This is a genomic window from Stutzerimonas nosocomialis (assembly GCF_005876855.1).
Taxonomy (GTDB): Bacteria; Pseudomonadota; Gammaproteobacteria; order Pseudomonadales; family Pseudomonadaceae; genus Stutzerimonas; species Stutzerimonas nosocomialis.
The window spans coordinates 22,215-43,025 of the sequence record NZ_QLAE01000040.1 but is presented as its reverse complement, the minus strand read 5'-3'; the positions used below and the strand labels follow the sequence as shown (position 1 = coordinate 43,025).

Here is a 20,811-nt window from a genome sequence, read left to right as displayed (position 1 = left end):
AGGCTCGAAGGGCTGCGCAAGCTGGTCGAGCGGTATCTGCAGGAAGCACGCGTGGCGGCCGACAAGCGTGAACAGCGTCTGCTTGACGAGTTCTCGCAGCGACTAGCCGGTCGGGTCAGGAACGATTGAGTTGCCGCTCCCGAGGTTGAGTGCTAAATCTTCAAGGGCGTGGCGTATGTCGTCGCCGCGCAGTTCGTTCAGGATCAGGGAGCGCTACATGACCATCACTTCGCAGCCTTCGGCAGATGGACAGGAATTGACCATCTATATCCAGGGCCGCTTCGACTTCAGTACCCATCAAGCTTTCCGTGATGCCTACCAGCGCGTCAGCGAGACGCCAAAGCGCTACGTGATCGATCTCAAGGACGCCACCTACCTGGACAGTTCGGCCCTGGGCATGCTGCTCCTGCTTCGCGACCATGCGGGCGGCGAGGGCGCCATGATCCGCTTGATCAACTGCAGCCCCGAGGTTCGCAAGATCCTGTCGATTTCCAATTTCGAACAGCTGTTCTCCATCGAGTGATGGCCCGTGGCCTGACGATACTCATCGCCGAGGACAATCCGGCCGACCGCATGCTGCTCTCGGCCATCGTCAGTCGCCAGGGGCACCGCGTGCTGACCGCGGGCAACGGCCTGGAGGCCGTGGCGATGTTCGAGCAGGCGCGACCGCAACTGGTCCTGCTCGATGCGCTGATGCCGATAATGGACGGCTTCGACGCCGCCCGCCGCATCAAGACGCTGGCTGGCGACGAGCTGGTACCGATCATCTTTCTCACCTCGCTCGCCGAGAACGAGGCGCTGGTCAAGTGCCTCGAGGCCGGTGGCGACGACTTCGTCGCCAAGCCCTACAACCCGATCATCCTCGAAGCGAAGATCCATGCCATGGGCCGTCTGCGGCAGCTGCAGGCGACGGTGCTGGAGCAACGTGATCTGATCGCCCGGCAGAACCGGCAACTGCTCGACGAGCAGCGCCAGGCCAAGGCCATCTTCGACAAGGTGGCCCATGCCGGCTGCCTGGGCGCGCCGAACATTCGCTACCTGCAGTCGCCGCTGGCGCTGTTCAACGGCGATCTGCTGCTCGCCGCGCAGGCCCCCACCGGCAACATGTTCGTCCTGCTCGGCGACTTCACCGGGCACGGCCTGCCTGCCGCGATCGGCGCCATGCCACTGGCCGAGACCTTCTACGGCATGACCGCCAAGGGCTATTCGAGCCAGGACATCGTTCGCGAACTCAACACTAAGCTCAAGCGCATCCTTCCGGTCGGGGTGTTCTGCTGCGCGACGCTGCTGGACATCAACGTCGCGCAGGGGCTTCTGCAGGTCTGGGCCGGCGGGCTTCCCGACGGTTACCTGATCCGGCCGGGCGAGGCGGAGCCGGTGACGCTGCGTTCGCGGCATCTGCCGCTCGGCGTGCTCGATGCGCAGGCCTTCGACAATCGTTTCGAAAGCCATTCGCTGGCCCTCGGCGATCGTCTGCTGCTGGTGTCCGACGGCGTGGTGGAAAGCCGCAACGTTCAGGGCGAGCTGTTCGGCGAGGAGCGCTTGCTCGGCCTGATCGCCGGTCACGACCCGGCCAGTCTGTTCGACGAACTCCAGTGCGCGCTGATGGCCTTCCACGGCGAACTCCAGGACGACCTCAGCATGGTCGAGGTCCACCTGGTCGAAGGCGCCGAAAGCGGCGCATTGCCCGCGGTCCCGAGCGGTGCCCTGCAGCCGAGTCCGCTGGACTGGTCGGTGAATTTCGAGCTGCGCGCCGAAACCCTGCGCAGCTACAACCCGCTGCCGCTGCTCTTGCAGCTGCTGCTGCAGGTCCAGCCGCTCAGGCCGCAGGCGGGCACCATCTACACCGTGCTGGCGGAGCTCTACTCCAATGCGCTGGAACACGGGGTGCTCGGCCTGGACTCGTCGATCAAGCGCGACGCCGAGGGGTTCGCCCGTTACTACGCGCTCAGGCAGCAACGCCTGCAGGCCCTCGAAGAAGGCTACGTGAGGTTCCACTTCCACCTGCAGCCGACGGCGGAGGGCGGGCGCCTGTGCATCATCATGGAAGACAGCGGGGGCGGCTTCGATGCGACCCGCGTGTGTGCGCTTCGCCACGACACCAAGGAGCTGGCCGGGCGAGGGTTGCGCCTGGTAGAAGAGCTCTCCGACCGCTGCGAGTGGGAGGCCGACGGCAGAAGCGTACGCGTGGAGTTCAGCTGGTCGCTCGGCGCATAATCATCTTTTTCCTGGAGCGGGCCCGTGTCCCTACCTCATCTCGACAGTGCCGTACTGGCTACGCTGCAGGACGTGATGGAAGCCGAATATCCGGTGCTGCTGGAGACCTTTCTCAACGACTCGCAAGAGCGCCTGCGCTCGCTGCACCTTGCCTGCGAGGCGAAGGATGCCGAGGCGCTGCGGCGGGCCGCCCACAGCTTCAAGGGCAGCTGCAGCAATCTGGGCGCCGCGGCCCTGAGCGACCTGCTGCGCAGGCTCGAAGCGCAGGCGGGCAAGGGGCTGCTGGGCGACGCCGCAACCCTCATCGAAGAGGCGGAACACGAGTTCGCGACCGTCCGCGCTCTGTTCCTCGCCGAGCGGCAGCGTTACGGTCAGCCCTGATGCCAAGTCTCTGACGGTTTTCGCTGGCCCGGAAATTGCTCGATAGCGGTACGACCCATCAAAGCGGAAATAACGATGTCCGTTTCCCCTGATCTGCTATTGAAGCTCACGCCACCCGACCTGCGCACCAAGGCGCTTTCCCAGGGGCAGAACGCGCCTGTCAACAACGCGGGCGCGAGCACGGCACCCAATACGGGCAAGACCACCAGCCGCAGCGACGCCGCCAGCTTCGCCCAGGTGTTCGCGCAGGAGCGCCAGGCCAAGCCGGCGCAGCCGTCCAGGCCTGCCGAGCGCACCGACAGCACCGCAGCCAAGCCTCAACGGGACAAGCCGGCGGATGCCAAGCCCAAGGCCGATCCGCGTGACGGCGCGCAGGCCGCCTCGACGGGTACGCCTGCCGCCGCACCGGCCAGCGTTGCCGCTAGCGGCAACGATTTGCCTGCGACCGAGGCCGGACAGGAGGCGCCGCAGGACGGCGAGCTCGATCCGCTGCTGATGCTCGGGCTCTCCGGTCAGTTCCAGCCTGCGGTCGATCCGCTCGCTGCCCAGCAGGCGGCCCAGTTCGGGCTCGGGGGCCTGCTGCCGCAGGGGGCCGAGGGCGTACCGGCGGCGGAGGGCGACGCTGCCGACCCGATGTTGTCGCTGGCCGGCCTGAGCGAGCCTGCCACCGACGAACTGGCCCTGCAGAAGCTGTCGCTGCCGGCGACCGGCGACGGCGAGGCCGAACCTGAGGCATTGCAGTCCTTCGCCAGCGCGTTGCTGGGGGCGCAGAGTCCAGAAGGCGAATCCTCGGTGGAGCTGGACGCGGATCTCGAGGAGCTGGTGGGCGGGGCGGTGAGCCTCAAGGACAGCCGCGCGCTGGCCAGCGAATCGCAGGACAACCGTGTCAATGCGCTGACTCAGCCGGCCGCGGCCCAGGTCCAGACGCACAGGGCGGCGCTCGCCCCGGGCCAGCCGGTGCAGATGCAGCAGGAAGGCTGGAGCGAGGCGGTGGTCGACCGCGTGATGTGGCTGTCCAGCCAGAACCTCAAGTCGGCCGAGATCAAGCTCGACCCCGCCGAACTCGGGCGCATGGAAGTGCGCATCGACATGAACAAGGATCAGACCCAGGTGACCTTCCTCAGCCCGCACGCCGGCGTGCGCGATGCGCTCGAGGGACAGCTGTCGCGCTTGCGCGACATGTTCGCCCAGCAGGGCATGAACCTGGTGGACGTGAACGTCTCCGACCAGTCCCGCGGCTGGCAGGGCCAGGGCGAGGGCGGTGGGCGCAATGCGGGCCGTGCCGACAGCGGTGGTTCGCAGGACGAGGAGAACGTGCTGGGCGTCAGCGAGATCAGCGGTTCCCGCGTCTCCGGCGACCGTGGCCTGGTGGACTACTACGCCTGATTCTCATGGCGACTCGCCGCGGTTCGCGACTGGCTTCGTGAATACGGCGGGCTTCGCCATTTACGGCATCGCCGGCGTGTCCGATACTTCGACCTATCACGTTGCTGTCCGGCATTTGACGCTCGGGACGGCGCGCTTAACGACGGATTTTTGTCATGGCTAAGAAACAGGCCCCTGCCGCTGCGGCAGGGCCGGACGCTTCCCCCGGCGGCAAGGGCAAACTCAAACTCATCATCCTCATGGTTCTGGCGCTGCTGCTCGCCGTGGGCGCCTCGGTCGGCGCGACCTGGTTTCTGATGAAGAAGGACGGCAGCGAGGCGCCCGCGCGTGACGAGGCCGCCTCGGCGGTACCGACCGTCAGACAGGAAGCGGTTTATGAAGTACTGGCGCCTGCTTTTGTGGTCAATTTCAATCACAAGGGCCGCCAACGCTACATCCAGGTGAGCATCACGCTGATGTCGCGCGACCAGGCGGCGCTCGACGCGCTCAAGGAACACATGCCGCTGTTGCGCAACCGGCTGGTGATGCTCCTGTCCAGCCAGGATTTCGCCGCGCTGATGACGCCGGTCGGCAAGGAGATGCTGCGTCAGCAGGTGACCGCTGGCGTGCAGGAACTGGCCCAGAAAGAAACCGGCAAGCTTGCTGTCGAGCAAGTGCTGTTCACCAACTTCGTACTGCAATAGAAGGGCTTGCCCCAGATGGCCGTTCAAGACCTGCTCTCACAAGACGAAATCGACGCGCTCCTGCATGGAGTCGACGACGGTCTGGTCGAGACCGAAAGCGATGCCGAACCGGGGAGCATCAAGAGCTACGACCTGACCAGCCAGGATCGCATCGTCCGCGGACGCATGCCGACGCTGGAGATGATCAACGAACGTTTCGCCCGCTACACCCGTATCAGCATGTTCAACCTGCTGAGGCGCTCGGCCGATGTGTCGGTCGGCGGCGTGCAGGTGATGAAGTTCGGCGAATACGTGCATTCGCTCTACGTGCCGACCAGCCTGAATCTGGTGAAGATGAAGCCGCTGCGCGGTACGGCATTGTTCATCCTCGACGCCAAGCTGGTGTTCAAGCTGGTGGACAACTTCTTCGGCGGCGATGGCCGCCACGCCAAGATCGAAGGTCGTGAATTCACCCCCACCGAGCTGCGCGTCGTGCGCATGGTGCTGGACCAGGCCTTCGTCGATCTGAAGGAAGCCTGGCATGCGGTGATGGACGTCAACTTCGAATACATCAACTCCGAAGTGAACCCAGCGCTGGCCAACATCGTCAGCCCCAGCGAAGTGGTGGTGGTCTCCACCTTCCATATCGAGCTGGACGGTGGCGGCGGCGATCTGCACATCACCATTCCCTATTCGATGATCGAGCCGATCCGGGAAATGCTCGATGCCGGCTTCCAGTCCGACGTCGACGATCAGGACGAGCGCTGGGTCAAGGCGCTGCGTGAAGACATTCTCGACGTCAACGTGCCGCTCGGGGCCACCGTCGTGCGCCGGCAGCTCAAGCTGCGCGACATCCTGAACATGCAACCGGGCGATATCATTCCGGTCGAGGTGCCGGAAGACATGATCATGCGTGCCAATGGCATGCCGGCATTCCGGGTCAAGCTCGGCGCGCACAAGGGCAACCTGGCGCTGCAGGTGCTGTCGCCGGTAGAACGGCCCCGCTAAGCAATCTTTCTTTTTTAATTTCGTGCCGGTCGAGGATTAGCAATGGCAGACGAGAACGAACAGTCCCCCGAAGAGCAGGCACTGGCCGACGAATGGGCGGCCGCGCTGGCCGAGGCGGGCGATGCCAGCCAGGACGACATCGATGCGCTGATGAACGGGGCCGCAGCCGCGGCGCCTGCCGCACCACGCGCACCGATGGAAGAATTCGGCGGGATGCCCAAGCCCAGCGGGCAGGTGAGCCTGGAGGGGCCGAACCTGGATGTCATTCTGGACATCCCGGTATCGATCTCGATGGAAGTCGGCAGCACCGAAATCAGCATCCGCAACCTGCTGCAGCTCAACCAGGGTTCGGTCGTAGAACTGGACCGCCTGGCGGGCGAGCCGCTCGACGTGCTGGTCAACGGAACCCTGATCGCCCATGGCGAAGTGGTGGTGGTCAACGAGAAGTTCGGCATCCGCCTGACCGACGTGATCAGCCCCAGCGAACGCATCAAGAAGCTGCGCTGACATGCGAATCCTCGGACTTTTCGCCTCGCTGGCCTCGCTCGCCGCGTTGCCCGCTTTCGCCGCCGAGCCTGCGGCCACCATGAGCAGCGCGAGCATGGGCTCGCAGGTGACCAAGCTGTTGCTCGGGCTGCTGCTGGTCATCGGTCTGATCTTCCTGCTGGCCTGGCTGCTGCGCCGGGTCCAGCAGCTCAACCCGCGCGGCGCCCAGGTCATCAAGCTGATCTCCACCCAGGCGCTGGGGCCGCGCGATCGCCTGGTGCTGGTACAGGTCGGCGGCGAGCAGGTGCTGCTGGGCATCAGCGCGGGGCGGATCACGCCGCTGCACGTACTCAAGGAGCCGGTGCATCTTCCCGATGCGGAACCGGCCAATCCGGAATTCGCCCAGCGCCTGATGGAGCTGCTGGGCAGGGACAACAAGGACAAGCTTTGATGCCGCGTATTCTGCTGGCGATTTTCCTGGCGCTGGTCGCGCCCCTCGCGCTCGGTCAGGATGCCGGCGGGCTGCTTTCGCAGGGCGACAGCCCGCTGTCGATCCCCGCGATCACCCTGAGCACCAACGCGGAGGGGCAGCAGGAGTATTCGGTCAGCCTGCAGATCCTGCTGATCATGACGGCGCTGAGCTTCATCCCGGCGTTCGTCATGCTGATGACCAGCTTCACCCGGATCATCATCGTGTTTTCCATCCTGCGTCAGGCGCTGGGCCTGCAGCAGACGCCGTCGAACCAGATCCTGGTCGGCCTGACCATCTTCCTGACCCTGTTCATCATGGCGCCGGTGTTCGACCAGATTAACCGCGACGCCCTGCAGCCCTACCTGAACGAACAATTGCCTGCACAGGAGGCGATCGCGCGGGCCGAGGTGCCGATGAAGAACTTCATGCTGGCGCAGACCCGCGAAAGCGATCTGGAGCTGTTCGTGCGCCTGTCACGGCGTACCGATATCCAGAGCCCGGACGCCACGCCGCTGACGATCCTGGTGCCGGCCTTCGTGACCTCCGAGCTCAAGACCGCCTTCCAGATCGGCTTCATGATCTTCATTCCCTTCCTGATCATCGACATGGTGGTCGCCAGCGTGCTGATGGCGATGGGCATGATGATGCTGTCCCCGCTGATCATCTCGTTGCCGTTCAAGATCATGCTGTTCGTGCTGGTCGATGGCTGGGGGCTGATCATCGGGACCCTGGCCGGCAGTTTCGGAACCCTTTAGGAGCGCGACCATGACACCCGAAGTCGCAGTCGACCTGTTCCGCGAAGCGCTCTGGATGACCGCCATGATGGTCGGCATCCTGGTGGTGCCGAGCCTGCTGATCGGCCTGGTGGTGGCGATGTTCCAGGCCGCGACCCAGATCAACGAGCAGACCTTGAGCTTTCTGCCGAGGCTGCTGGTGATGCTGCTGACCCTGATCTGGGCGGGGCCCTGGCTGGTGCGGGTGTTCATGGAGTACACCGAGACCCTGGTCCGCAACATTCCGATGCTGATCGGCTGACATGCTTGAGCTGAGCAACGCGCAGATCGGCGGCTGGGTGGCGCAGTTCCTGCTGCCGCTGTTTCGCATCGCCGCCTTGCTGATGACCATGCCCATCATCGGTACCCAGCTCGTGCCGGGGAGGGTGCGGCTGTACCTGGCGCTGGCGATCACCGTGGTGCTGGTGCCTGCCCTGCCGCCGATGCCGGTGGTCGACGCGCTGACGCCGCGGGCGTTGCTGCTGATCGCCGAGCAGATTCTCATCGGGGCGATGCTGGGGTTCGCGCTGCAACTGTTCTTCCATGTGTTCATCGTCGCCGGCCAGTTGCTGGCGATGCAGATGGGCCTTGGTTTCGCCTCGATGGTCGACCCGGCCAACGGCGTCTCGGTGGCGGTGATTGGCCAGTTCTTCAACATGCTGGTCGTGCTGCTGTTCCTGGCGATGAACGGCCACCTGGTGGTGCTCGAAATCATCACCGAGAGCTTCGTCACCCTGCCGGTGGGCGGCGGGCTGAGCAGCAACCATTTCTGGGAGGTGGCCGGCAAGCTGGGCTGGGTGTTCGGCGCCGGCCTGCTGCTGGTGCTGCCGGCGATCACCGCGCTGCTGGTGGTCAACCTGGCGTTCGGCCTGATGACCCGCGCGGCGCCGCAACTGAACATCTTCAGCATCGGTTTCCCGCTGACGCTGGTGCTGGGGCTGGTCATCGTCTGGGCCGGCATGGTCGATTTCCTGGCGCAGTACCAGCTGTTCGCCACCGAGGCGCTGCAGTTGCTGCGCGAGCTGGTGGGGTCGCGATGAACAGGTCTTTCATGGAGGCGATTTCGCATGGCTGAAAGCGAAAGCGGTGCCGACAAAAGCGAGGAACCCACGGAGAAACGGCTCCGTGAATCCCGTGAGAAAGGCCAGATCGCGCGTTCGCGCGATCTCACCACCGTCGCGGTCACGCTTGCCGGCGTAGGCGGGCTGCTCGCGTCGGGCGGCAGCCTGGGCCAGGCCATGATGGGCATGATGCGCGGCAACTTCGCCCTGAGCCGGGAAACCCTGCTCGAAGAAGGCGCCATGGCGATGATGCTGATGAGCAGCGGCATGATCGCGCTCAAGGCGATCATGCCGCTGCTGGTGGTGCTGCTGGTGGCTTCGGTCATCGGTCCGATCGCCCTGGGCGGCTGGCTGTTCTCGGCCAAGGCGATGGCGCCCAAATTCAGCCGGATGAACCCCGGCGCGGGGCTCAAGCGGATGTTCTCGACCAAGGCGCTGGTCGAGCTGCTCAAGGCGCTGGGGAAGTTCCTGGTGGTGCTGCTGGTGGCGCTGGTGGTGCTCTCGGCCTATCAGGACGACCTGTTGTCCATCGCCAAGCAGCCGCTGGACCTGGCGATCATGCACAGCGCCGAGATCGTCGGCTGGTGTTCCCTGTGGATGGCCTGTGGCCTGATCCTGATCGCGGCGGTGGACGTGCCGTTCCAGCTCTGGGACAACAAGCAGAAGCTGATGATGACCAAGCAGGAAGTGCGTGACGAATACAAGGACACCGAGGGCAAACCCGAGGTCAAGGCGCGCATTCGGCGGATGCAGCGTGAAATGGCCGACCGCCGGATGATGCAGGCGATCCCCGAGGCCGACGTGATCATCACCAACCCGACCCACTTCGCGGTGGCGCTCAAGTACGACGCCGAGCGGGGCAACGCGCCGATGCTGCTGGCCAAGGGGGGTGACTTCCTGGCGCTGAAGATCCGGGAGATCGGCCAGGAGCACAAGGTCACGGTGCTGGAGTCGCCGGCGCTCGCCCGTGCGGTGTACTACTCGACCGAAGTCGACCAGGAGATTCCAGCCGGGCTGTACCTGGCGGTCGCGCAGGTGCTGGCCTACGTCTACCAGTTGCGTCAGTACCGCTCGGGCAAGGGACGCAGGCCCGACCCGCTGCCGGACCTGCCGATTCCGCCGGACCTGCGCCGCGACGAATAGCGGGTGGCGCTTGCGGCGTTACTCGATCACACCGCAGGCGACACGGGCGCCGCCACCGCCCAGCGGCTCGGGATGGTCGGCATGGTTGTCGCCGCCCTTGTGGACCATCAGCGCCAGGCCCTTGAGATCGCCCAGGCTCTTGAGTCGCGGTGCCTGCACGGGCTGGCTCGCGCTGCCATCGCTTTCGACCATCAGCGCAGGCAGGTCGCCCAGGTGCCCGTCGCCCCATGGCTCGCCGTGCTTGCCGGTGTTCTGGGGGTCCCAATGGCCGCCCGCGGCGCCGGCCGGTACCGTCTTGCCATCCTGCTCGGCGGTGCCGCAGTTACCCTTGGCATGCAGGTGGAAGCCGTGGATGCCAGGCGCCAGGTCCTTGAGTTCGGGACGGAACACCAGGCCGTATTCGTTGCTTTCGATCTTCACCGTACCGACCGATTGGCCGACGCCTTGTTCGTTGACCAGATTCATCGGGACCGAGAGCGTTTCGGCGTGTAGGCCCGCGGCCGTGCAGCTGGCCAGCGCGGCGATTATCCATTGCTTCATGTCTCGTCTCCTGTACGAGGGGGAAAGGACGGTGTGGCTACCGTTGAGTTCTGACTGCCGCAGGGCGGTCGGGTTCGCCGTAGCCGGCCCCTGGCCCGTGCCTGGTGACTCGTAGCGGCGGCTGCGCGGCTTTCACGCCAGCGTCGAAAAAGTTGGACCCCTTCTTGCTATAGCTCATGCGAGACGCAGAGAGCGTCAAAAGATTGTTATGCCTGTGGGGGCTCCGTGGATCGCACGCAACTGGTCAATATGCGCAACAACCTGGCGGGACTCAGCCGTGGCAACCTCGGGGTGCCGCTGCTGCTGCTCGTCATGATGGGCATGATGATGCTGTCGGTGCCGCCGTTCCTGTTGGATCTGCTGTTCACCTTCAACATCGCCTTGTCGATCGTGGTGTTGCTGGTGAGCGTCTACGCGCTGCGCCCGCTGGATTTCGCGGTGTTTCCGACGATCCTGCTGGTCGCGACCCTGATGCGCCTGGCGCTGAACGTGGCGTCGACCCGCGTGGTGCTGATCAACGGTCACGAGGGCGGTTCCGCCGCCGGCCACGTGATCGAGGCCTTCGGCAACGTGGTGATCGGGGGCAACTACGTCGTCGGTATCGTGGTCTTCGCGATCCTGATGATCATCAACTTCGTGGTGGTCACCAAGGGTGCCGGCCGTATTTCCGAGGTGAGCGCGCGTTTCACCCTCGATGCCATGCCCGGCAAGCAGATGGCGATCGACGCCGACCTCAACGCCGGCCTGATCGACCAGGCGGAGGCCAAGAAGCGCCGCTCCGAGGTGTCCTCCGAGGCCGACTTCTACGGCTCGATGGACGGTGCGAGCAAGTTCGTGCGCGGCGATGCCATCGCCGGCCTGCTGATTCTCTTCATCAACCTCATCGGTGGCATCGCCATCGGCATGGCGCAGCACGCGATGAGCTTCTCCGAGGCCGGCAAGGTCTACGCCTTGCTGACCATCGGTGACGGCCTCGTGGCTCAGATCCCGTCGTTGCTGCTGTCCACCGCCGCGGCCATCATGGTGACCCGCGTCACCAGCTCTGAAGACATGGGCCAGCAGGTCCAGCGCCAGATGTTCGCCTCGCCCAAGGCGCTGGCGGTCTCGGCGGCCATTCTGATCGCCATGGGGCTCGTCCCCGGCATGCCGCACATGTCGTTCCTCAGCCTGGGTGGCCTCGCCGCGGGGGGGGCCTACTGGATCTGGCACCGCCAGAAGCAGGTCAAGGTGCAGGCCGAACAGGAAGTCCAGAAGCAGCAGGAGCTGTTGCCGGCCCAGCGTGCGGCCGAGACCAAGGAGCTTGGCTGGGATGACGTGACGCCGGTCGACATGGTCGGCCTGGAAGTGGGCTATCGGCTGATCCCGCTGGTCGATCGCAACCAGGGTGGCCAGCTGCTGGCGCGGATCAAGGGCGTGCGCAAGAAGCTCTCCCAGGAGCTCGGCTTCCTGATGCCCTCGGTACACATTCGCGACAACCTGGACCTGATGCCCAATGCCTATCGGCTGACGCTCATGGGCGTGAGCCTGGCCGAAGCGGAGGTGTATCCGGATCGGGAGCTGGCGATCAACCCGGGCCAGGTGTTCGGCACGCTCAACGGCATCGCCGCCAAGGACCCGGCGTTCGGCCTGGAAGCGGTGTGGATCGAGGCCAGCCAGCGCGATCAGGCGCAGTCGCTGGGCTACACGGTGGTGGATGCCAGTACCGTGGTCGCGACCCACCTGAACCAGGTGCTGCACAAGCATTCCCACGAGCTGCTGGGCCACGAGGAAGTGCAGCAGCTGATGCAGCTGCTGGCCAAGAGCTCGCCCAAGCTCGCCGAAGAGCTGGTGCCGGGGATGATTTCCCTGTCGACGCTGCTCAAGGTGTTGCAGGCGCTGCTGCAGGAGCAGGTGCCGGTGCGCGACATCCGCACCATCGCCGAGGCCATCGCGAACGTCGCGCCGCGGAGTCAAGATCCCGCCGCGATGGTCGCTGCGGTCCGCGTCGCGCTGTCCCGCGCAATCGTGCAAAGCATTGTGGGACTAGAGCCCGAGCTGCCTGTGATCACTCTGGAACCCAGGTTGGAACAGATATTGCTCAATAGCCTGCAGAAGGCCGGACAGGGCTCCGACGACGGAATTCTGCTGGAACCCGGAATGGCCGAGAAGTTGCAACGTTCCCTGATAGACGCGGCACAGCGTCAAGAAATGTTCGGCAAGCCGGCGATCCTGCTGGTAGCCGGTCCGGTCCGCGCGATGCTCTCGCGCTTCGCCCGGCTCGCGGTTCCGAACATGCATGTGCTGGCGTACCAGGAAATACCGGACAACAAGCAGGTCACCATCGTTTCGACGGTGGGTCAGAATTAATCGAGGGTGCAGGCCATGCAGGTCAAACGTTTCTTCGCAGCCGATATGCGTCAAGCCATGAAACTGGTGCGTGACGAGCTGGGCGCCGATGCCGCGATCCTCGGCAACCGCAAGGTTGCCGGCGGGGTCGAGCTGACCGCTGCGCTGGACTACCCCGTGCAGGCGCCGGCGGCTCGCCAGCCGAACCCCGCGCTCGAAGCCGAGCTGCGCAAGACCCAGTCGCGCATCGCCGCCGCCCACGCCGAGCTGAGCAGCCGCGCCCAGGCCGATGCCGTGAGCAATCGCCAGCTGCAGAGCGAACAGAAGCCTGCTGCCGCTCCGGCCGCGTCCGCGCCAGCGCCGATGGCTGCCGCGGCTGCCACTGTCGATCCGCGCGCCTTCGATGCGATGCGCTCCGAACTGCATGGCCTGCGCGAGCTGATCGAAGTCCAGCTCGGCTCGATCGCCTGGGGCCAGATGCAAAGCCGCAAGCCGCAGCAGGCCAGCCTCTGGCGCCGCCTGCAGCGCATGGGCCTGCCCGCCGAGCTGTCGCGTGCGCTGCTGGAAAAGGTGGCTGGCATCGACGAGCCCCGCAAGGCGTGGCGCATGGTCCTGGCCTACCTGGCCCAGGCGATCAAGACCACCAAGGAAGAGCCGCTGGAAGAGGGCGGGGTGATCGCCCTGGTCGGTCCGGCCGGCGCCGGCAAGACCACCACGCTGGCCAAGCTGGCCGCCCGCTACGTTCTCAAGTACGGCGCGCGCAACATCGCGCTGGTGAGCATGGACAGCTATCGCATCGGCGCCCAGGAGCAGCTCAAGACGCTCGGACGGATTCTTGACGTGTCGGTGACGCCGGTGGATGCCGGCCAGTCGCTGACCCAGGCGCTCGCGCCGCTGGCACGCAAGCGCGTGATCCTGATCGATACCGCCGGGCTGCCGGCCAGCGATCCGGCGCTGCGCATGCAGCTCGAGGCCCTGGCCAGCCGTGGCATCAAGTCCAGGAACTACCTGGTGCTGGCGGCGACCAGCCAGAGTCAGGTCCTCAAGGCCGCCTGGCACAGCTACAAACGCTGCGGGCTGGCCGGCTGTATCCTGACTAAGCTGGATGAGGCCGGTAGCCTCGGTGAAGTGCTGGGGCTGGCCATAAGCCAGCGTCTGCCGGTAGCCTATCTCGCCGACGGTCCGCGGATTCCGGATGACCTGCATCTGCCGCGCGCCCACCAGCTGGTCAGCCGGGCGGTAAGCCTGCAAAGCACCGAAGATCCCAGCGAGGAAGCCATGGCTGATATGTTCGCAGGGCTGTACAACGACTCTTCGCGTCGGGTCGGGTGAACGTTACCCGCACCGGCCAGACAAAAAACAGACGCGTCCAGTGGGACGCATCTATGGCCCCACAGGCCTCAGCGAGACAAAGGTGTTTAATTAAATGGGTATGCATCCCGTACAGGTGATTGCGGTGACCGGCGGCAAGGGTGGCGTCGGCAAGACCAACGTGTCGGTCAATCTGGCGCTGGCCCTGGCCGACCTCGGTCGCCGGGTGATGCTGCTCGATGCCGACCTCGGGCTTGCCAACGTCGACGTCCTGCTCGGGCTCAGCGCCAAGCGCACCCTGGCCGACGTGATCGAAGGCGAGTGCGATCTGCGCGACGTCATCCTGCAGGGCCCAGGCGGTATCCGCATCGTTCCGGCCGCGTCCGGCACGCAGAGCATGGTGCAGCTCTCGCCCATGCAGCACGCCGGCCTGATCCAGGCGTTCAGCGACATCAGCGAGAACCTCGACGTGCTGATCGTCGACACCGCGGCGGGCATCGGCGATTCGGTGGTGAGCTTCGTTCGCGCCGCCCAGGAAGTGTTGCTGGTGGTGACCGACGAGCCGACCTCGATCACCGACGCCTATGCCCTGATCAAGCTGCTCAACCGCGATTACGGCATGAGCCGTTTCCGTGTGCTGGCCAACATGGCCCACACCCCGCAGGAAGGGCGCAACCTGTTTGCCAAACTCACCAAGGTGACCGAGCGTTTCCTCGACGTGGCCCTGCAGTACGTAGGGGCCGTGCCGTACGACGAGACGGTGCGCAAGGCGGTACAGAAGCAGCGCGCCGTATATGAAGCCTATCCCCGTTCCAAATGCTCGCTGGCCTTCAAGGCCATCGCGCAGAAGGTCGATACCTGGCCGCTGCCGGCAAACCCGCGCGGCCACCTCGAGTTCTTCGTGGAACGCCTCGTTCGACCAACCGCAGATAACCCCGTATGACAGCAGCCGGACTTCGTATGTATGAAAACAAGTCGCAAGCGAAGGACTCGCAGTACCAGCTGATCGAGCAGTATGCCCCCCTGGTCAAGCGCATCGCCTATCACCTGCTGGCGCGTCTGCCGGCCAGCGTTCAGGTCGATGATCTGATGCAGGCCGGCATGATCGGTCTGCTCGAGGCCTCCAAGAAATACGACGCCGGCAAGGGCGCCAGTTTCGAGACCTATGCGGGTATTCGAATACGCGGCGCCATGCTCGACGAAGTGCGCAAGGGCGACTGGGCGCCGCGTTCGGTACACCGCAATTCGCGCATGGTCAGCGACGCGATTCGCTCGATCGAAGCGAAAACCGGACGTGACGCTAAAGATCACGAAGTTGCTGCCGAACTTAAATTGAGTCTCGATGAGTACTACGGCATCCTTGGCGACACTTTGGGCAGCCGCCTGTTCAGCTTCGATGACCTGCTTCAGGAGGGCGAACACGGCGAACTGAACGAAGACGCCAGCAGCGCCCACCCCGAGCCTTTTCGCGACCTTGAAGACGAGCGCTTCCAGCAGGCCCTGGCCGAGGCGATCGCCAATCTTCCCGAGCGCGAAAAACTGGTGTTGTCGCTGTACTACGACGAAGAGCTGAATTTGAAGGAAATCGGGCAGGTGCTCGGCGTCAGCGAATCGCGGGTGAGTCAGCTGCACAGTCAATGTGCCGCCCGCTTGCGTGCTCGCCTCGGCGAATGGCGCGCACGCTGAGCGGTTCTCGATGGATGACGTGCTCAGCTGCTAAGGCATTTTGGGACTTACGGAGGTCGACTTGGACAAGAACATGAAAATCCTCATCGTCGATGATTTTTCGACGATGAGACGGATCATCAAGAATCTCTTGCGTGATCTTGGTTTCACCAATACTGCCGAAGCGGATGACGGCACCACCGCGTTGCCGATGCTGCAGAGCGGAAGTTTCGATTTCCTCGTGACCGACTGGAACATGCCCGGCATGACCGGCATCGACCTGCTGCGCGCCGTGCGCGCCGATGAGCGCCTCAAGCACCTGCCGGTGCTGATGGTGACCGCCGAAGCCAAACGCGACCAGATCATCGAAGCCGCCCAGGCCGGGGTGAACGGTTACGTGGTCAAGCCGTTCACGGCTCAGGTATTGAAAGAAAAGATCGAGAAGATCTTCGAGCGGGTTAACGGCTGATGTATGCCGCGAGGGCACTATGGCGAATATCGAACCACAACCAGGTGACCTCGAGTCGACCCTGAAAAACCATGCCCGCGAGCTGACGGAGCATTTGGAAAAAGGCCAGTTCAGCGATGCGGCGCAATTGATTCACGCGATGGCGCAGGTTCACGACAACGGCCTGTACCGTGAGGTCGGCAAGCTGACCCGCGAACTGCACACCGCCATCGTCAATCTCCAGATCGACCCCCGGACTCCGCACGCGACGGAGGTATCGCAGATTTCCGATGCCACCGAGCGGCTTTCGTACGTCGTCCAGATGACCGAGCGCGCCGCCAACCGGACCATGGATCTGGTGGAGGAGTGCGCGCCTCTGGTCAACGACCTGAACGACGAAGCCAAGGTGCTCAGCGCCGAATGGGGCAAGCTGCTGCGCCGCGAGATCGGCCTGGAGTCGTTCCGCGAACTGGCCAAGCGCATCGAGCTCTACCTGGCGCGCAGCGAGCGCGACACGCAGAAGCTGTCTTCTCACCTGAACGACATCATGCTGGCGCAGGACTATCAGGACCTGACCGGGCAGGTGATCAAGCGCGTTACCCAACTGGTGACCGAGGTCGAGGGGAACCTGGTCAGGCTGGTGCTCATGGCCAGTCAGGTCGACCGCTTCACCAATGTGACGCACGACCATGAACAGATCAAAAAAGAGCAAGAACTACAAAAAGGTCCTTCCAAAGGTGAAGGTCCGCAGATTCATGCCGATAAGCGTGAAGACGTCGTATCCGGTCAGGACGATGTCGACGATCTGCTTTCCAGTCTTGGTTTCTAGGGGTATGCCAATATGAGCTTCGACGCCGATGAAGAAATCCTTCAGGATTTCCTAGTTGAGGCTGGCGAGATTCTTGAGTTGTTATCCGAACAGTTGGTGGAGCTGGAAAGCAGCCCTGACGACACGGCACTGCTCAATGCCATCTTTCGCGGTTTCCATACGGTCAAGGGGGGCGCCGGCTTCCTCCAGCTCAACGAGCTGGTCGAGTGCTGCCACATCGCCGAAAACGTGTTCGACATCCTGCGCAAGGGCGAGCGTCGCGTTGACTCGGAATTGATGGACGTCGTGCTCCAGGCACTGGACGCCGTCAACGAGATGTTCGGCCAGGTCCGCGAGCGGACCGACATGACGCCTGCCTCGCCCGAGCTGCTCGCAGCCCTCGCGCGGCTGGCCGAGCCGGCGTCCGATGCCGCTCCGGTGACCGCGGCGCCTGTTGCGCCGGCCCCGGTCGCGGTCGCACCGGCCGCCGCCGCGCAGCCCGCTTCCGGCGACATCACCGAAGAAGAATTCGAACAGATGCTCGACGCGCTGGGCCAGCCTGACCCGGCTACCGAGCCGGCCGCGACGGGAGCGGCTACGGACGAAATCACCGACGACGAATTCGAGTCCCTGCTCGACCAGCTGCACGGCAAGGGGCAGTTTTCCGCAGCGCCCCCGGCTCAGGCGCCTGCGACACCGGCCGCGTCGGCCGCCGCCCCGCAGAGCGACGAGATCAGCGACGACGAGTTCGAGGCGCTGCTCGACCAGTTGCACGGCAAGGGCAAGTTCGAGCCGGCGGTGGTTGCCGCCGAAGACGCGCCTGCTGCTCCCGCGCCCGCCGCGGCTTCGGGCGACGAAATCACAGACGACGAATTCGAAGCGCTGCTCGACCAGCTGCACGGCAAGGGCAAGTTCGCCGAACCCGCCGCCGCGGCCTCCAGCGCGCCGGCCCCCGCACCGAAGCCTGCTGCGCCTGCCCCGATAGCGGCCGCTGCGCCGGCCAAGGCGGCGGTGGCTGCCGAAGCGCCCAAACGCGCGGCGGCCGCACCGGCCGACAAGCCGGCCGCGGCCAGCGAGGCGGAGACGACCGTTCGGGTCGACACCGCGCGTCTCGACGAGATCATGAACATGGTCGGCGAGCTGGTCCTGGTGCGTAACCGCCTGGTGCGCCTGGGCTCCAACAGCGGCGACGAGGCGATGTCCAAGGCCGTGTCCAACCTGGACGTGGTGACCGCCGATCTGCAGACCGCGGTGATGAAGACCCGCATGCAGCCGATCAAGAAGGTCTTCGGGCGCTTCCCGCGGCTGGTCCGCGACCTGGCCCGCAACCTGAAGAAAGAGATCAACCTGGAGCTGGTCGGTGAGGACACCGATCTGGACAAGAACCTGGTCGAGGCCCTGGCCGATCCGCTGGTGCACCTGGTGCGCAACGCGGTCGACCACGGCATCGAGTCGCCGGACGAGCGCGAGGCTGCCGGCAAGCCACGCACCGGCCGGGTGGTGCTGTCCGCCGAGCAGGAAGGCGACCACATCCTGCTGATGATCACCGATGACGGCAAGGGCATGGACGCGGCGGTCCTGCGCGCCAAGGCGGTCGAGAAGGGACTGCTGGACAAGGACGCCGCCGATCGCCTGAGCGAGCTGGAGTGCTACAACCTGATCTTCGCGCCGGGATTCTCGACCAAGACCGAGATCTCCGACGTCTCCGGGCGTGGCGTGGGCATGGACGTGGTCAAGACCAAGATTTCCCAGCTCAACGGCACGGTCAACGTGTTCTCCACCAAGGGCAGCGGATCGAAGATCGTGATCAAGGTCCCGCTCACGCTGGCGATCATGCCGACCCTGATGGTGATGCTGGGCGACCAGGCCTTCGCCTTCCCGCTGGTCAACGTCAACGAGATCTTCCACCTGGATCTGTCGCGTACCAACGTGGTGGACGGCCAGGAAGTGGTCATCGTCCGCGACAAGGCGCTCCCGCTGTTCTACCTCAAGCGCTGGCTGGTGCAGGGCGCCGCCCACGAAGAACAGCACGAAGGGCACGTGGTGATCCTCAGCATCGGCAACCAGCGCATCGGCTTCGTCGTCGACCAGCTGGTCGGCCAGGAAGAGGTGGTCATCAAGCCGTTGGGCAAGATGCTGCAGGGCACGCCTGGCATGTCCGGCGCGACCATCACCGGCGACGGACGCATTGCCTTGATCCTCGACGTGCCGAGCATGCTCAAGCGCTACGCACGCAAGATCTGATTCAGCGAGGCGGCGGTCGCATGGCGGTCGCCGCCGCTAGGAGTACTCAATGGCAGTCAAGGTCCTGGTGGTAGACGATTCCGGCTTTTTCCGCCGGCGCGTCTCCGAGATCCTTTCATCCGATACGAATATCCAGGTGGTCGGCACCGCGACCAATGGCCGCGAGGCGATCGACCAGGCGCTGGCGCTCAAGCCGGACGTCATCACCATGGACTACGAGATGCCGATGATGGACGGCATCACCGCGGTTCGGCAGATCATGCAACGCTGCCCGACGCCGGTCCTGATGTTCTCTTCGCTTACTCACGAAGGCGCCCGGGTCACCCTCGATGCGCTCGACGCCGGCGCGGTCGACTACCTGCCGAAGAATTTCGAAGACATCTCGCGCAACCCCGAGAAGGTCAAGCAGATGCTCTGCGAGAAGGTGCATACCATCGCGCGGAGCAATCGACGTTACAGCGGTTTTTCCGGGGCCTCGGCGCCGACGCCTGCCGCGGCACCGGCTTCGCGCAACGCCGCCGCCCCGGCGCCGCGGGCGAGCAGCGCGACGCCGGCCGTCAGCGCGGCGCCCAAGCGCAAGCACTACAAGCTCGTCGCCATCGGCACTTCCACCGGCGGTCCGGTGGCTCTGCAGCGGGTCCTGACCCAGTTGCCGGCCGATTTCCCGACGCCCATCGTGCTGATCCAGCACATGCCGGCCGCCTTCACCAAGGCCTTCGCCGAGCGGCTGGACAAGCTCTGCCGGATCAGGGTCAAGGAGGCCGAGGACGGCGATCTGCTGCGCCCCGGCCTGGCGCTGCTGGCTCCTGGCGGCAAGCAGATGATGATCGACGGGCGCGGCTCGGTCCGCATCCTGCCCGGCGACGAGCGCCTGAACTACAAGCCCTGCGTCGACATCACCTTCGGCTCGGCGGCCAAGTCGTTCAACGACAAGGTGCTGGCGGTCGTGCTCACTGGCATGGGCGCGGATGGCCGTGAAGGTGCGCGCCTGCTCAAGCAGTGCGGCAGCCAGGTCTGGGCGCAGGACGAGGCCAGCTGTGTGATCTACGGAATGCCGATGGCGGTGGTCAAGGCCAATCTCAGCGATGCGATCTACAGCCTCGACGACATCGGTCGTCACCTCGCCGAGGCATGCATCTAGTGGATGTACTGAGCCTCATCGGGCTTGCCCTGGCGTTCATCGCGATCGTCGGTGGCAACTTCCTCGAAGGCGGCCACATTTCGGCGCTGCTCAACGGGCCGGCCGCGCTGATCGTGCTGGGCGGTACGCTTGGCGCGGTACTGCTGCAGACACCGATCACGGTGTTCAAGCGCGCCATGGTGATAGGTCGCTGGATCTTCTTCCCGCCGCGCATCGACCTGGCACGCGGGATTTCCAGTGTGGTCGGCTGGAGCATGACGGCGCGCAAGGAAGGTCTTCTGGGCCTGGAGCCGGTCGCCGACAGCGAGGCCGATCCCTACGCACGCAAGGGTCTGCAGTTGCTCATCGACGGTGCCGAGCCCGAAGCCATCCGCAGCATTCTGGAAGTCGATCTCTACACCCAGGAGACGCGTGATCTGCGCGCGGCCAAGGTGTTCGAAGCCATGGGCGGCTATTCGCCGACCGTCGGCATCATCGGCGCGGTGATGGGCCTGATCCACGTCATGGGCAATCTCGCCGACCCCAGCCAGCTCGGCAGCGGTATTGCCGTGGCCTTCGTCGCGACCATCTACGGGGTCGCCTTCGCCAACCTCCTGGTGCTGCCCATCGGCAACAAGCTCAAGTCCGTGGTGCAGAAGCAGTCGGCCTACCGGGAGATGATTCTCGAAGGCGTGCTGTCGATCGCCGAAGGGGAAAATCCGCGCTCCATCGAACTCAAGCTGCAAGGCTTCATGGATTGA

23 protein-coding genes are annotated in these 20,811 nt (G+C 64.8%); 22 read left to right on the top strand and 1 reads right to left on the bottom strand.

The genetic code is table 11. From position 1 onward, the window contains the following. From DN824_RS19480 to flhB, 13 genes are all read left to right on the top strand, one after another. The coding region (locus tag DN824_RS19480) for a flagellar FliJ family protein (RefSeq protein ID WP_174236545.1) at positions 1-129 on the top strand (129 nt) is incomplete at its 5' end. An 88-nt stretch (positions 130-217) separates the two neighbouring features. Then, complete coding sequence (locus DN824_RS19475) at positions 218-523, top strand: STAS domain-containing protein (RefSeq protein ID WP_138410016.1); 306 nt, start codon at positions 218-220, stop codon at positions 521-523. Next, a complete protein-coding gene (locus DN824_RS19470; RefSeq protein WP_138410015.1) occupies positions 523-2,217 on the top strand; it encodes an ATP-binding SpoIIE family protein phosphatase in 1,695 nt (564 codons plus the stop codon). The genes DN824_RS19475 and DN824_RS19470 overlap by 1 nt, the downstream gene beginning before the upstream one ends. A gap of 24 nt (positions 2,218-2,241) precedes the next feature. Beyond that, positions 2,242-2,598, top strand: a complete 357-nt coding sequence (locus DN824_RS19465) for an Hpt domain-containing protein (protein ID WP_138410014.1) — start codon at positions 2,242-2,244, stop codon at positions 2,596-2,598. A gap of 75 nt (positions 2,599-2,673) precedes the next feature. Further along, the gene (locus DN824_RS19460) at positions 2,674-3,984 is read left to right on the top strand and encodes a flagellar hook-length control protein FliK (RefSeq protein WP_138410013.1); all 1,311 of its coding nucleotides are present in this window, start codon (positions 2,674-2,676) and stop codon (positions 3,982-3,984) included. Positions 3,985-4,139: 155 nt separating this feature from the next. Beyond that, positions 4,140-4,667 carry a flagellar basal body-associated protein FliL gene (gene fliL, locus DN824_RS19455; RefSeq protein ID WP_138410012.1) on the top strand — a complete coding sequence of 176 codons (528 nt, stop codon included), beginning with the start codon at positions 4,140-4,142 and terminating at the stop codon, positions 4,665-4,667. Positions 4,668-4,682: 15 nt separating this feature from the next. After that, the gene (gene fliM / locus DN824_RS19450; RefSeq protein ID WP_138410011.1) at positions 4,683-5,654 is read left to right on the top strand and encodes a flagellar motor switch protein FliM; all 972 of its coding nucleotides are present in this window, start codon (positions 4,683-4,685) and stop codon (positions 5,652-5,654) included. A gap of 42 nt (positions 5,655-5,696) precedes the next feature. Beyond that, positions 5,697-6,161: a flagellar motor switch protein FliN gene (gene fliN, locus DN824_RS19445; protein ID WP_138410010.1), complete on the top strand. Its 465-nt coding sequence runs from the start codon at positions 5,697-5,699 to the stop codon at positions 6,159-6,161. Between the two features lies 1 nt (position 6,162). Further along, the gene (gene fliO / locus DN824_RS19440) at positions 6,163-6,591 is read left to right on the top strand and encodes a flagellar biosynthetic protein FliO (RefSeq protein WP_138410009.1); all 429 of its coding nucleotides are present in this window, start codon (positions 6,163-6,165) and stop codon (positions 6,589-6,591) included. Then, the gene (fliP, locus tag DN824_RS19435) at positions 6,591-7,367 is read left to right on the top strand and encodes a flagellar type III secretion system pore protein FliP (RefSeq protein ID WP_138410008.1); all 777 of its coding nucleotides are present in this window, start codon (positions 6,591-6,593) and stop codon (positions 7,365-7,367) included. Before fliO ends, fliP begins: the two co-directional genes overlap by 1 nt. Positions 7,368-7,377: 10 nt before the next feature. Continuing rightward, positions 7,378-7,647 carry a flagellar biosynthesis protein FliQ gene (gene fliQ, locus DN824_RS19430; RefSeq protein ID WP_138410007.1) on the top strand — a complete coding sequence of 90 codons (270 nt, stop codon included), beginning with the start codon at positions 7,378-7,380 and terminating at the stop codon, positions 7,645-7,647. A 1-nt stretch (position 7,648) separates the two neighbouring features. Beyond that, positions 7,649-8,425, top strand: coding sequence for a flagellar biosynthetic protein FliR (fliR, locus tag DN824_RS19425; protein WP_138410006.1), 777 nt, complete (start codon positions 7,649-7,651; stop codon positions 8,423-8,425). 27 nt (positions 8,426-8,452) lie between these two features. Next, positions 8,453-9,589: a flagellar biosynthesis protein FlhB gene (gene flhB, locus DN824_RS19420; protein WP_138410005.1), complete on the top strand. Its 1,137-nt coding sequence runs from the start codon at positions 8,453-8,455 to the stop codon at positions 9,587-9,589. A gap of 18 nt (positions 9,590-9,607) precedes the next feature. On the opposite strand, the gene sodC is transcribed toward flhB, so the two are convergent. Further along, complete coding sequence (gene sodC / locus DN824_RS19415; protein ID WP_138410004.1) at positions 9,608-10,129, bottom strand: superoxide dismutase family protein; 522 nt, start codon at positions 10,127-10,129, stop codon at positions 9,608-9,610. A gap of 225 nt (positions 10,130-10,354) precedes the next feature. On the opposite strand from sodC, the gene flhA reads away from it, so the two are divergent. The 9 genes from flhA (at position 10,355) to DN824_RS19370 (ending at position 20,811) form a co-directional block, all read left to right on the top strand. After that, complete coding sequence (gene flhA, locus DN824_RS19410; RefSeq protein ID WP_138410003.1) at positions 10,355-12,475, top strand: flagellar biosynthesis protein FlhA; 2,121 nt, start codon at positions 10,355-10,357, stop codon at positions 12,473-12,475. A 15-nt stretch (positions 12,476-12,490) separates the two neighbouring features. Continuing rightward, positions 12,491-13,786 carry a flagellar biosynthesis GTPase FlhF gene (gene flhF, locus DN824_RS19405; RefSeq protein ID WP_138410002.1) on the top strand — a complete coding sequence of 432 codons (1,296 nt, stop codon included), beginning with the start codon at positions 12,491-12,493 and terminating at the stop codon, positions 13,784-13,786. A 94-nt stretch (positions 13,787-13,880) separates the two neighbouring features. Then, positions 13,881-14,708: a flagellar synthesis regulator FleN gene (gene fleN / locus DN824_RS19400; RefSeq protein WP_138410001.1), complete on the top strand. Its 828-nt coding sequence runs from the start codon at positions 13,881-13,883 to the stop codon at positions 14,706-14,708. After that, entirely contained in the window at positions 14,705-15,451 is a 747-nt protein-coding gene (fliA, locus tag DN824_RS19395; RefSeq protein ID WP_138410000.1) for an RNA polymerase sigma factor FliA, read from the top strand. The genes fleN and fliA overlap by 4 nt, the downstream gene beginning before the upstream one ends. Before the next feature lie 73 nt (positions 15,452-15,524). Further along, on the top strand, positions 15,525-15,899 hold the full coding sequence (locus DN824_RS19390; RefSeq protein ID WP_170829026.1) for a chemotaxis response regulator CheY: 375 nt from the start codon (positions 15,525-15,527) through the stop codon (positions 15,897-15,899). Between the two features lie 19 nt (positions 15,900-15,918). Further along, a complete protein-coding gene (locus tag DN824_RS19385) occupies positions 15,919-16,707 on the top strand; it encodes a protein phosphatase CheZ (RefSeq protein ID WP_138409999.1) in 789 nt (262 codons plus the stop codon). Positions 16,708-16,719: 12 nt separating this feature from the next. Then, entirely contained in the window at positions 16,720-18,930 is a 2,211-nt protein-coding gene (locus DN824_RS19380; RefSeq protein WP_138409998.1) for a chemotaxis protein CheA, read from the top strand. A gap of 49 nt (positions 18,931-18,979) precedes the next feature. Beyond that, positions 18,980-20,071 (top strand): protein-glutamate methylesterase/protein-glutamine glutaminase, encoded by a 1,092-nt coding sequence (locus DN824_RS19375; protein WP_138409997.1) that lies wholly within the window; start codon positions 18,980-18,982, stop codon positions 20,069-20,071. Beyond that, complete coding sequence (locus DN824_RS19370) at positions 20,071-20,811, top strand: flagellar motor protein (RefSeq protein WP_138409996.1); 741 nt, start codon at positions 20,071-20,073, stop codon at positions 20,809-20,811. Before DN824_RS19375 ends, DN824_RS19370 begins: the two co-directional genes overlap by 1 nt.